Below are 12,371 nucleotides of genomic sequence, written 5' to 3'. Positions count from 1 at the left end.
CGCAACAAGATTGTCTTGCGCATTTTCGCCTGTGTTCGGGAAGACCGCAATTATGACGAAAACTTTTCTTTCCCCTTTGTTTAAATCATAGAAATCGATCCGATCTAATTCGGCCTGTTTGAGTTCCTTTTTCAGCCGCGCTATTTCGTACTGTTTCTGGCTCATTTGGGCTCGGCTGACGGCTGGAGTGCCTTGAGTAACCGCTCGTTCTTTACGCCACCGGGTTAGAATTTGTGGGGTTATTCCCAACTCTTCAGCGGTTAGTTTCAGGGAGCCTTTAGCTACTGATAGCTCTACAGCCATCTTTTTGAATTCATCGTCGTACTGTCTCCTGGTTTTCATGGTACACTAAGTTAGATCGAGCTTAACTTAATGTCCAGTCAAATGTAGCAGCTCCAGATAGTAGATGGTGTAAATATAAAGAGGCTATATGAAAACGTAAGTGGAGTTATGTCTCAGATTGACGGTTTACTTTGTTGGTTGAGCGTTTGAACAGAAGCTGCGCCGGATGCGTGGTGTGGCATCAAAAAAAGCGTTCGATCTCCCGCGCAATCAATACCTCGGGAAGAAGTAAGTAGTGACGCTTACCGCTTATACTATAAGTAATTCAATTTGTTATAAAGATTATACATTTGCTTACATTTTACTTGAAGTACACTAATCTGTTCATTTTAGTAACCTCTTTTTTGTTCGTTTATGCGAAGCCTTTACCTGTCTTCTTCGGGATTATTTTGCTAGGGGTATTGTCTGTACCGGCTCAGGCTCAAACGCCTGTCGTCTCGGGTACACTCTATCTCGCTTACGGGTGATGCCAATAGCAACGGCTAGGTCAACCCGAGTGACCAACTTTCCTACACGGCCGTCATTACCAACACGGGCTCCGGTACGGCGACGGGTGTCAACCTGACCCTGCCCGCACCGACAAACACGACGCTGGTCCCCGGCAGCCTGAAAACTTCTCTGCTGGCCCGACGCGTATACCACCCTAATCTCGGGTGCTCTCTCCGCTTCGTCCGTACTTAACAACGACTTTGGCCTACCCTCCAAAACCGTCACCGCTTTCGGCCCCCCAGCCTCTCCGACCAGCGTAGTGGCCAACGGCTCCAACTCGGCTACTACCGAACAGGGCGGCAGCGTAGTGATGAACACCGATGGTACGTTCACCTATACCCCCACGGGTAATTTTGTCGGTTACGACCGATTTAGTTATACGGCTGCTACCGCTACCCCTCCTCCGGACGCGGCCACCGTCACCGTCGGGGTGGGCACCCCCATTACGGCTGTAGCAAACACGTACATTATCACCGGCAACGTGACCAATAGCCAATCCACCACCGCTACGGGGCTGCTAGGCAACGATACGGGTGATCAGCCAACCGTCACGGCCATCAACGGCCAACGTAGGCGTAGCGGTTACCACCGCTCAGAGTGGTACGATGACGGTGGCCGCCAACGGTACGTTTGTTTACAGCCCACCGGCGGGCTACACGGGCACCGACAGCTTTACGTGACAGCTAACAACGGGCTCAATATGCCGTCCAGTGCGATTGTCACGCTGACGATTCAGGAAATGATCTGGTTCGTCCAGAGTGGGGCACCGGCCGGTGGGACCGGTACGTTAGCCAGGCCCTTCAACTCGCTTAACGCCTTCCAGACCGTCAACAACGGCAATGGCAACAATCCGGCAGCTGGCGATAACATCTTTGTCTACTCGGGCACCTACGCCAGTACATCTACACCGTTGATACTGTTAAACAACCAGAAACTGATTGGGCAGGGCGCTACGGCCCCGCTAGCCAATATTGCAGGCATCACTCCTGCACCGGGAAGCGCGGCTTTACCCAGCACGAGTGGGGCGGCCCCTGTGTTGACTAATTCGGCCATCAGCGTGGTTCAACTGGGCCAGAATAACCTCTTGCGGGGGTTAGCCATTGGTACTAGCAGTGTCGTTTCGCTGACGGGCACTAGCTTTAGTACACTCAACGTAAGTGAAACCTCCATCAGCAACACAGCCTCGGCGTTGGGCTTGAACGGTGGCACGGTGAGCGGTAGTTTTTCGTCCATTACCTCGACAGGGGGCGTTTTTAACATTCAACTCACAGATGTAGGTGGGAATCTGGCTATCAATGGAGGTAGCCTGAGCGGAGACTCCTCGAACGGTTTCCGTGTGGCAGCGGGTACAGTGAGCCTGACCTATGCGGGAAACATGACCTACTCAGTCAACGCGAACATGATAGATATTTCAAGTCACTCGAGTGGCCCCCTTATCTTCAGTGGTACGTTGAATGCTACCAATGGCAACGGACTTAACTTCGACAATGCCGATGGTACATACAACTTTACGGGCACCACGCAGCGATGAGACGTCAGCAGGAGGAACTAGAAGCGGCTAACCGGAAACTCCAACAGGAACGGGATGCAGCACTACATTCTATTCGAAGCAAGCGATTACTGGAAACTGGCTTTACCGAAAGTAGTGGCAACTACTTCCACCCTTCCGCTAATGTCTATCACAATTACTTGGTGACTATCAGCGATGAGAAGTTCGACGCGCTAATCGATTACGCCATTGCGTATAACAATCGAGTCGAAGAGCAAAGGCTTCAGGCCGAAGCGGAGGAGGCTCAACGTATCAAAGACGAAGCTGAATCGAAAGTACGTCGGCTTTGAGTTAAATCCGGACTATGTCGCTTTGGCGAACCGAAAATTAGAACATGAGCTAGAACCATTAACCACACGTTTCAATCAGTAACATGATTCACCACTACCACACCATGCACGGCAACTCCCTAGTTGTATTCATCGCTGGCCTGATCTGCCTGCTGGTTGTTCAATTCATTCGTGGCCCGGTTACGTATCGACGCGATGGAGCTGGTTCAGTCGCTGGCTTCTGCGTCGGACTGCTGCTGATCATTCGAATGCTGGTACGTAAATCCCTAAGAAGAATATGGACATCGACGCAACGCAGTCGGCCTAACGCCTGAGTCATGTCCCGCCAGTACGCCTGTAAGACTAAGCTGGAACTGACAACCACGAAAGGCGAGCCGCATCTGATCAAGTTCAACAGTGACTTCGGCGGCTTTGATATAACACTCAAACCCATTGATCGCCCGGCAACGCTGAAAGGTCTGGTTAAGCTGATCTTACGTAGACGTAAGCCGTCCGAGCAATACGTGGCCGAATTAAACGGGGTGAAGGTAATCGAGTACGAGGAACGGTTATCCTTCCGGCAAGCCATGTCTAACATCAAATACAAAACGATGGCACAAAAACTTACTGAGAACTGGGAGCCTTACGAGGGTGATTATGACAAGCAACCGTATGCGATACGTCTAAAGGACGGCCGCGAGATCGAATGGGCCTGGCCAAACGCTAACTTCTTTATACCTGACAAGTCGAGCGAGTCGATTCCCCTAAGTGAAGTAACGCACGCGAAGAAAGGAAGAGACTTCTGCCTGTATGAAGATTAACCCCACAGCCCGGCCACTTTTCGCCGGGCTTTTTTGTTCAGCTTATATCCTCATCAATCGGGGGCATTTAGGAAGTAACTTTGCGCTTTGTTGTACTATTGTTTTACTAGCCGTTACTCTCTATCGTCTAACTAACTGATAATCTGTCTATACACGCAATTTATTATCTGTTTGGTTGAAGGGGTAAGGAATTCAGGAAGTAATATTGATTTTTTCATTATGCAAACGGTGACCCACCGGCAGTTATTTTTTCAGCACGTAGCCCAGACCTCCGATTTCCCTTTAGCGTTGGAAATTGACCGGGCCGAAGGTGTGTATATTTACTCGACGGTTGATTCGATAGATTCGCCTAAGCAGTATATGGATCTTATTTCGGGCATTGGGGTCAGTAATGTTGGCCACCGACACCCACGTGTGCTCGACGCTATTCAGAACCAGCTCGACAAATACCTACACCTGATGGTATATGGCGAATACGTGCAGACACCCCAGACCCAACTAGCTCACGCCCTGGCGCAAACGCTGCCGGACGGTCTCGATACGGTGTATTTCACCAACTCGGGTACCGAAGCCGTTGAAGGAGCCATGAAACTGGCGAAACGCTATACGGGCCGCACCGAGATTGTCAGTTGCTTTAACGCTTACCACGGCTCAACGCAGGGCGCCCTATCGCTCTCTGGCGACGAAAATTTCAAGCGCAACTACCGTCCGCTCCTTCCGGGTGTTCGGCATATTCGCTTTCAGAACGAGGATGATATTCGTCAGATCACCACCCAGACAGCCGCTGTCGTGATGGAGGTTATTGGTGGCGAAGCGGGAGTTCGCGTACCGGAGGCAGCGTACTTACAGGCCGTTCGCCAACGCTGTACGGAGGTTGGGGCCCTCTTGGTTTTTGACGAGATCCAAACCGGATTTGGCCGAACGGGTACGTTCTGGGCCTTCGAAGGTTTTGGGCGGTCCGGCGATCCGGTTGTTCCCGACGTAGTATTATGCGCGAAAGGCATGGGTGGCGGTATGCCGATTGGGGCCTTCATCAGTTCAGCTGATATAATGAGCGTATTTCGGACCAACCCGGTTCTGGGTCACATCACTACGTTCGGTGGGCACCCCGTGTCGTGTGCGGCCTCGCTGGCAACCCTACAGGTTATTCAGGACGAGAAACTGCACGAGAAAGCGGAAGCCAAAGGGCAGTTGTTCAAAACGCTGCTTAAGCATCCAGACATTAAGGAGATACGCGGCAAAGGATTGATGCTGGCGGTAGAATTCGAATCGTTCGATGTATTAAAACCCATTATCGACCGCGCCATCGAGAGCGGTCAATCCAGCCCGGAGCAATTCAGCCTGGGTCTCTCCAGACCGGGTCCATCCAGATCGGGCATCATTACCGATTGGTTTCTATTCTGCAATAACTCTATGCGCATTGCCCCACCACTGATTATTACGGACGAGCAAATCCATGAAGCTTGCGCGGTGATTCTGGAGGCTATTGATGTCGTAGTGGCTTCAAAAAGTACGTACTGAGCTGTTTATAATTCCGTCAAGGCAGATGCTGCGAGCTTCCTAGGCTGGCACCCTAAACGCTACTGTACCCCTCCGTCCTCCCCTCGAAGGGGAGGAGCAGAACCCGCCAATTCAAACTCCTCCCCTTCGAGGGGAGGACGGGAGGGGTAATTAAGGGCAAACCGGTATTACACGTAGAAACCAGAAAAGTTTCTGTCACTCCCACCTAGAGCCGGAATGCCGGAAACCCCAGGCTTGGACGCTGAACTTCTTTTACATGGATAGCTAGTTTACCTCTATCCTATCCTGCGTTGACTAAGGAAATAGTACGGATAGCGTTCCGACTAACAAGGCAATACTGAATATAATAAGTAGGCCGATCAACACAGTTTTTAATAGACTGCCCGGCTTTTTAGGGGACTGATTTGTCATTAGACAGATTACAATTTTGTCATTAGACAGATTACAATGGAATGTTGCCGTGTTTTTTCTTGGGCATGGTAGCTACTTTGTTCTCCAGCATTGTAAACGCACGAATCAGCTTCTGGCGGGTCTGATCGGGCATGATTACTTCATCGATATAGCCCCGGTGGGCAGCCCGGTAGGGGTTGGCAAACTTTTCGGTATACTCCTGTACTTTTTCCTGTAGCTTCGCCTGTGGGTCTTCGGCTTCTGCAATTTCCCGTTTGAAAATGATTTCGGCGGCTCCGCTCGCGCCCATCACCGCAATTTCGGCCGACGGCCAGGCGTAGTTCATATCGGCGCCAATGTGCTTGGAGTTCATTACGTCGTAAGCCCCACCGTACGCTTTACGCGTGATGACCGTCACTCGCGGAACGGTGGCTTCACAAAAGGCGTACAGCAGCTTGGCACCGTTCGTAATGATGCCGTTCCACTCCTGATCGGTGCCTGGTAAGAAGCCCGGTACGTCTTCCAGCACTAACAACGGTACGTTAAAACTGTCGCAGAAACGTACAAACCGGGCGGCTTTCGTACTCGCGTGGATGTCGAGTACACCCGCCAGAACCGCTGGCTGGTTCCCCACTACCCCGATGCTACGTCCGCCAATCCGGGCGAAACCAACGACTATGTTCTCGGCGAAGTTCTTATGCACCTCCAGAAACGAGTCCGCATCCACGAGTTCTTCGATCACCTCGCGCATGTCGTACGGCTGGTTCGGATTGTCAGGAATAAGGCTGTTTAGCGCTGGGCGGGCCTCATCCGTCGGCTCGTACGGCATCATCGGCGCATCTTCCTCGCAATTCTGTGGGATATAACTCAACAACTGCTTAATGTGCTGAATACAGGCCAGTTCGTTCTCGCAGGCGAAGTGCGTTACGCCCGACTTCGTGCTGTGTGTACTGGCTCCGCCCAGTTCTTCAGCCGTAACAGTTTCGTGCGTAACGGTTTTCACGACGTTCGGTCCAGTCACGAACATATAGCTCGTGTTCTCGACCATGAAAATAAAGTCGGTAATGGCCGGGCTATAAACCGCGCCCCCCGCACAAGGTCCCATAATGGCCGACAGTTGCGGGATAACACCCGACGCTCGGGTATTGCGGTAAAAAATATCAGCATAACCCGCCAGCGATAAGACTCCCTCCTGAATTCGGGCTCCGCCCGAGTCGTTCAGTCCAATGATAGGTGCGCCGTTCTGCATGGCCAGGTCCATCACCTTGCAGATTTTCTCGGCGTGCGTTTCGGATAGGGCTCCACCAAACACGGTGAAATCCTGCGCAAATACATACACCAGCCGTCCGTCAATCGTCCCGTACCCGGTTACGACGCCATCCCCAAGGTAGTGTTCTTTGTCTAAGCCAAAGTCGCGGGTGCGGTGCATGACAAACTTGCCAATTTCTTCAAACGACCCCTCATCAACCAGCAAGGCAATGCGTTCGCGGGCGGTCAGTTTACCTTTGGCATGTTGTGCATCGATGCGTTTCTGGCCGCCCCCCAGTTCAGCTTCGGCATTTTTTTTAGCCAGTAATTCGGGTTTCGACGGTTTGTCTAAGTTTGGATGTGACGTATCGGGACGGGTTTCCGGTTGCATGAGATTCGTTTGTTGATACCAGTGCTGGCAAAGTTAATTTTTCTTTATGATTCAAACGGGTTCGAATGGTTTTGTATCATTGTTTCAGACTAACATTTACCGAAGCGCCGTTATGATGCGTTTGTTCTCTCTTTTCTGCCTTTGTCTGTCTGCTACGTCTGTACTAGCGCAGGATTCTACCATAACTTATCAACGACCAGCCCGCTTTATTCTGAAAGTAGTTCCACTGGCTTTGCTGGATGCCGACCCAACCTGGTCTGGTGCCGCAGAAATACGAACGGGTCAGCGCACGTCGGTTCAGGCGGAGTTTGGTTACGGACGTCCCGGCTGGAACAATCCAGGCTTTTCATTCCAACATGCGGGTACCTGGCGTATTAAAGCCGAATGGCGTGTTTACACGGGTCGTTACCGTACGAATCTCCCGAAGAACATTCGCATTCGGACTACTTATCCGCTGGGTAATTATTTCGCGTTCGAAGCCTATACCAAACTGCTCAACGTCTGGCACAACTGGAGTGATTTACCAAGTCGAAACCCGACAATACCCGCTGAAGTACGTCCTCAATACCAGACGCTTATTCGACGAAACAGCTTAAGTCTCAGCATTAAATTTGGACGACAATTTGGCTGGACGACCACGCCCCAACAAGGTCAAGCGCGGGTCTTGTGCGACGTATACGCGGGTCTTGGCCTCCGATTGCTTAATCAGGACAACAGTGGCAATTGGTCCGAACCGGGTTATACGGAAAGCTTTACCGGCATGTTTAATCGCTTTAATGCGAATGGACTGCGGGTAGCTCCCCACGTATCGGCCGGGGTTAAACTGGGGTTTGCGCTATGACCAACGATACCGGTTTCGTTTGGGTTTACTTCGCTGGTTGAGGTTTGTGAGGCCGGTGTTTCGGTGCCACGTAAAATTGGTGTTTCTTTGCACTGAACTGCGCCCATTCCGCTTGATAGTCCGTTACCTTTTACTTCTCCTCGCCCTGCTGCCTGCCACGGCAGCCGTGGCTCAACCGCTGGGTGGGCAGCGGGTATTTTCGTTTCTGGACCTACCCACACACGCCCGGGTAGCTGCCCTGGGCGGACAGGTCGCCACCGCCATTCAGCCGGATGGCGCGTATCATCTGAACAACCCTGCCCTCTCGGATTCAATCCATAACAATCAATTGGCCATCAGCCTGATGCCTTATCTGGCAGCGGCCAAATATTACACCCTGCAATACGGGCTACCGATTCAATCGGGCGGCAAATGGGCTTTGGGACTGCAGTACCTCAGCTACGGGCAGTTTACCTTGACCGACCCGGCCGGTAACTCACTGGGTACGTTCACCGCCAACGATTACGCCTTAAGCCTCAGTCACGCCCGTACGGAAGGCAATTTTACGCTCGGTGCTACCGTAAAAGCCGTTGGGTCCGCCATTGAGACGTATTCAGCAGTTGGTGTGCTGGCTGATTTTGGCGGTATATGGCGGCATCCCAAAACTGGTCTGACGTTCGGGCTGGTCGCTAAAAACGTGGGGTATCTGTTCAAAAACTATGGCCCCGCCGACGCTGATCTTCCCTTCGATTTGCAGGCTGGCGTTACGTTGAAACCCCAATACGCCCCTATTCGACTCACGCTGACGGCCCACCACCTGCAACGCTTCGACACAAGTTATAATGACCCAAACCTGACTGTCCGTTACGACCTCAATGGTAATCCGATTCCGCAGTCGGTAGGTGTCGCGGAGAAGATAGCCCGGCATATCAGCGTTGGTGCCGAGTTGCTCATCAGCCGGAATGTGCATCTGCTGGTCGGGTATAATCACCAGAAGCGGCAGGAAGGTCGACTCACTACGTTTGGCGGAGCCGCCGGTATTTCGTTCGGAGCGTCGGTGCAGGCAAAAGGGTTTCAGTTAACGTATGGTCGATTCTCGGCCGTGCCCACTGCGGGTACCAGTCAGTTGTCGCTGCGCATCGATTTAGACAAGCTGATGCACTAGCTTTGTGATTTGAACTTTCTTTCGCTGGCCATTACGTAATGGCCAGCATATTTATCTGACTATGACTCCAGTTCTTCAAGCGAAGGCCGCCCGCATAAAATTAGTGTTAACCGACTGCGACGGCGTTCTGACCGACGCGGGTGTGTATTACGGCGAATCAGGCGAAATTTTCAAGCGTTTCAACATCCGCGACGGCATGGGCGTAGTCCGGCTGCGCGAGATGTTCGGCATTGAAACCGGGATCGTTACGGGCGAAACCTCGCCTTCGGTGGTGACGAGAGCCGCAAAACTAAAGATCACGGAACTGCACCTGGGGGCTAGTGATAAACTTTCGCTGCTGAAGGGAATCCTGACCCGTAAAGGGTTGGACGCTTCTGAAGTGGCATTTATTGGCGACGACGTAAACGACCTGGAGATTTTACAGGCGGTGGGCTTCTCGGCCTGCCCCGCCGACGCAACGCGATACAATAAAGCGGTGGTTGATTATTGCTGCGAGGCCAATGGTGGTCAGGGCTGCTTCCGAGAACTGGCTGAGTTTATCATCGACGCAAAACAGGCCCTAACCGATCAGTCAGTTACGTCTACTCCACCAAACGAAGGCCATTTAGGGTAAAGCGTACGTTGGGGCATCTGCTGACGAACGATAACACTCTCTTACTTTTTGAGAGTAATTAAGGATTAGACTTGCAAAACCCTCATTCTACTGACACATCTACCTTTCAATAGGATAATGTGGAAGGGTTTTGCTAATAATCGCTTGGCTGAAGTCGATTAATTGTTGATTATCAGCATTACGTAAGGCGTCGCCAATAAAACTAATCAATTAGTTTTATAACTAAAAAATAAGTTATAGATTTGATTGTCGTCAGCTTCTGTCCCTGACTCGTGACAATCATGATAACTAACTACGTCAAAATCGCCTGGCGAAACCTGCTTAAATACAAAGGCATTTCATTCATTATGGTTTTTGGGCTGGCATCCAGCATGGCGGCTTATCTGATTATTATTCAGTACATTATTTCCGAATTTAGCTATGACAACTTCCATGCAAAGGCGGACGACATTTATCGCATTCGATTAGATGACTATAAAAATAATGTTCTGTCAAATAGCAGTGCCATCAGTTATTATGCCGCGGGACCAGCCATAAAAGACGCCTTGCCTGAGGTTGACAACTTCGTTCGACTACACCGGGCCGATGGTATGATTAGCTACCAGAAGAAAACAGGCGAGTTGGTCAGTTATCATGAGAAAAAAGCGTTCTATGCTGATTCTTCCTTCTTCAATGTCTTTTCGGTGCCATTGTTACGTACTTCTGCGAATCAAGTGCTCCGACGACCCGAATCGGTCGTAATATCCGAATCAATGGCCAAGAAGTACTTTGGCCAGGACAATCCACTGGGTAAAATCATTCAGTTAAGTACCGAATGGGAAGGAGGCAACTACGTAGTCGAAGGCGTTTTTGCTGACTTTCCTTATAATAGTCATATCCATATCGACTTTCTGTTCTCTATTCAAAAGTTACTCAAGAATCAGCAATTCATATATGGAGGTTGGTACTGGACCAACTTTTACACCTATTTGCTGCTTAAACCCGGCAGTTCGCCTAAGGCGTTTGAAACTCAGTTTGCCGATATCATTCAACAGCACTTAGGTAGTCAGTTAAAGAAATACAATTTGCAACAACGCTTCGTACTGCAACCCCTACGTAGTATCCACCTTCATTCACGCATAGTCTCTGAAGTTGAAGCAAACGGCAAAATTGAAATCGTGTATGGGTTGCTGTTAATTGCCTTTTTTATCCTGGCTATCGGCTGGCTAAATTATATTAACCTCTCTACCGCAAAGGGAATTGAACGGGCCAAAGAGGTGGGCATACGAAAGGCATTAGGCTCGCAAAAAAGGCAACTCATCGGCCAGTTTCTGTTCGAATCCCTTACCATCAACGCCCTATCTGTTCTTCTGGCTGCGGGGCTTTTTTTAGTAGCACTAGCTTTCTTCGACAGCTGGGTTCATACCAGTATTGGGTTTAATGTGGTTCAACAACCCTTGTTCTGGGTGGCCGCTGTCTCTATTTTTCTGATAGGATTTGTCTTATCCGGGTTCTATCCCGCTTTTATCCTGTCCTCATTTAACCCCATCGCCGTATTGAAAGGCCGTCTGTCAAAACAGATTGGTGGCGAATCGTTTCGTAAAGCGTTGGTGGTATTTCAGTTTACAGCTTCGATCGGCTTAGTCATTGCCACTTTGGTTATCAATCAGCAGATCAAGTTTATGCAAACCCAGGATTTGGGCATTCACATCGACCAAAAGCTAATTGTCAAAGCCCCCAAAGTGTTACGGACGAATAGCTTCACGAATGACATTGACTATTTCAAGGATCGGTTAGCAACCAGTAGTAGCGTTAAGCAAGTGACAGCCTCTTCCGAGGTTCCTGGACAAGAAATTTTCTGGACCAATGATTTCCAGCGGTATCCTGACCCGACGAGCAATTATAAACGCTGTAGTCTCCTGGCGGTCGACGAAGATTACATCTCCACCTATGGAATTGAACTACTGGCAGGTCGGGATTTTTACAAAGATCTGGCCCGTGATAATGATGCTATTATCATCAATCAAACCGCTTTACGTGCTTTTGGCTTTACTACACCTCAGGACGCGATCAACCAACAGCTTGCCGATGGGGGGCATCCCCCTAAAACCGTTATTGGCGTGGTAAAAGACTTCCATCAGCAATCACTGGCCACATCCAACCGGCCTATCATTTTGCAGCACCTGCCCTGGGAAAGTGACTACCTGACGATTCAATTGGGCGGCACCAATTTGAGTAATTCTATGGCAACCGTTCAAAAAGCTTTCCAGGAGGCTTTTCCGTCTAATGCATTCGAGTCTTTTTTCTTGGATACTCACTTCCAACAGCAGTATCAATCTGACGAAGTCTTGGCGAACTTATTGAGTTGGTTTTCTTTCTTAGCCATTGGCATTGCCAGTTTAGGACTGTTGGGGTTGGCCATGTTCACAACGGCAAACCGCACTAAGGAGATTGGTATACGTAAAGTGATGGGGGCCAGTGTTGGTAACGTGATTGTGTTGTTATCGAAAGACTTTTTAAAGCTGGTTATAATCGCAATTCTCCTGGCTTCTCCCATAGCTTGGTACGTTATGGATCGGTGGTTGCAAGAATTCGCCTACAAGACGACTCTTTCATGGTGGATCTTTGCTTTAGCGGCTATACTGGCAGTTAGTATCGCCCTGTTAACGGTAAGTTTTCACAGTATTAAGACGGCTCTTATGAACCCAACAACGTCGTTGAAAAGCGAATAGCCTGTTTTGTTCGTGATATTTCCCTGCACGAAGAGATTACCA

Annotated in this window: 11 protein-coding genes and 1 pseudogene; 10 read left to right on the top strand and 2 right to left on the bottom strand. The window is 50.2% G+C overall.

Going from position 1 to position 12,371, the window contains the following annotated elements; all coding sequences use genetic code 11:
- On the bottom strand, positions 1–342 hold a 342-nt coding region (locus ACYVIY_RS27585), incomplete at its 3' end, for a transposase (RefSeq protein ID WP_460979859.1).
- Between the two features lie 507 nt (positions 343–849).
- On the opposite strand from ACYVIY_RS27585, the pseudogene ACYVIY_RS27580 reads away from it, so the two are divergent.
- From ACYVIY_RS27580 to ACYVIY_RS27555, 6 genes and pseudogenes are all read left to right on the top strand, one after another.
- Positions 850–1,023: pseudogene (locus tag ACYVIY_RS27580) on the top strand (hypothetical protein); the annotation flags it as partial.
- A 67-nt stretch (positions 1,024–1,090) separates the two neighbouring features.
- Positions 1,091–2,362 (top strand): Ig-like domain-containing protein, encoded by a 1,272-nt coding sequence (locus ACYVIY_RS27575; RefSeq protein WP_460979858.1) that lies wholly within the window; start codon positions 1,091–1,093, stop codon positions 2,360–2,362.
- The gene (locus tag ACYVIY_RS27570) at positions 2,359–2,670 is read left to right on the top strand and encodes a hypothetical protein (protein WP_460979857.1); all 312 of its coding nucleotides are present in this window, start codon (positions 2,359–2,361) and stop codon (positions 2,668–2,670) included. The genes ACYVIY_RS27575 and ACYVIY_RS27570 overlap by 4 nt, the downstream gene beginning before the upstream one ends.
- Before the next feature lie 83 nt (positions 2,671–2,753).
- On the top strand, positions 2,754–2,984 hold the full coding sequence (locus ACYVIY_RS27565; RefSeq protein ID WP_460979856.1) for a hypothetical protein: 231 nt from the start codon (positions 2,754–2,756) through the stop codon (positions 2,982–2,984).
- 3 nt (positions 2,985–2,987) lie between these two features.
- Positions 2,988–3,470 carry a hypothetical protein gene (locus ACYVIY_RS27560; protein ID WP_460979855.1) on the top strand — a complete coding sequence of 161 codons (483 nt, stop codon included), beginning with the start codon at positions 2,988–2,990 and terminating at the stop codon, positions 3,468–3,470.
- 219 nt (positions 3,471–3,689) lie between these two features.
- On the top strand, positions 3,690–4,991 hold the full coding sequence (locus ACYVIY_RS27555) for an aspartate aminotransferase family protein (protein ID WP_460979854.1): 1,302 nt from the start codon (positions 3,690–3,692) through the stop codon (positions 4,989–4,991).
- A 442-nt stretch (positions 4,992–5,433) separates the two neighbouring features.
- Here the strand turns inward: ACYVIY_RS27555 and ACYVIY_RS27550 are convergent, their stop codons facing one another.
- Entirely contained in the window at positions 5,434–7,020 is a 1,587-nt protein-coding gene (locus ACYVIY_RS27550; protein WP_460979853.1) for an acyl-CoA carboxylase subunit beta, read from the bottom strand.
- 112 nt (positions 7,021–7,132) lie between these two features.
- On the opposite strand from ACYVIY_RS27550, the gene ACYVIY_RS27545 reads away from it, so the two are divergent.
- From ACYVIY_RS27545 to ACYVIY_RS27530, 4 genes are all read left to right on the top strand, one after another.
- Positions 7,133–7,861 carry a hypothetical protein gene (locus ACYVIY_RS27545; RefSeq protein ID WP_460979852.1) on the top strand — a complete coding sequence of 243 codons (729 nt, stop codon included), beginning with the start codon at positions 7,133–7,135 and terminating at the stop codon, positions 7,859–7,861.
- A gap of 112 nt (positions 7,862–7,973) precedes the next feature.
- Positions 7,974–9,005 carry a type IX secretion system protein PorQ gene (porQ, locus tag ACYVIY_RS27540; protein WP_460979851.1) on the top strand — a complete coding sequence of 344 codons (1,032 nt, stop codon included), beginning with the start codon at positions 7,974–7,976 and terminating at the stop codon, positions 9,003–9,005.
- 61 nt (positions 9,006–9,066) lie between these two features.
- Positions 9,067–9,618 carry a KdsC family phosphatase gene (locus tag ACYVIY_RS27535; RefSeq protein WP_460979850.1) on the top strand — a complete coding sequence of 184 codons (552 nt, stop codon included), beginning with the start codon at positions 9,067–9,069 and terminating at the stop codon, positions 9,616–9,618.
- Between the two features lie 281 nt (positions 9,619–9,899).
- Positions 9,900–12,329 (top strand): ABC transporter permease, encoded by a 2,430-nt coding sequence (locus tag ACYVIY_RS27530; RefSeq protein WP_460979849.1) that lies wholly within the window; start codon positions 9,900–9,902, stop codon positions 12,327–12,329.
- Positions 12,330–12,371 lie beyond the last annotated feature (42 nt).

This window comes from Spirosoma knui, assembly GCF_054780635.1.
Note: the sequence above shows the minus strand (reverse complement) of the source record. Positions and strands in the feature narration are given on the sequence as shown.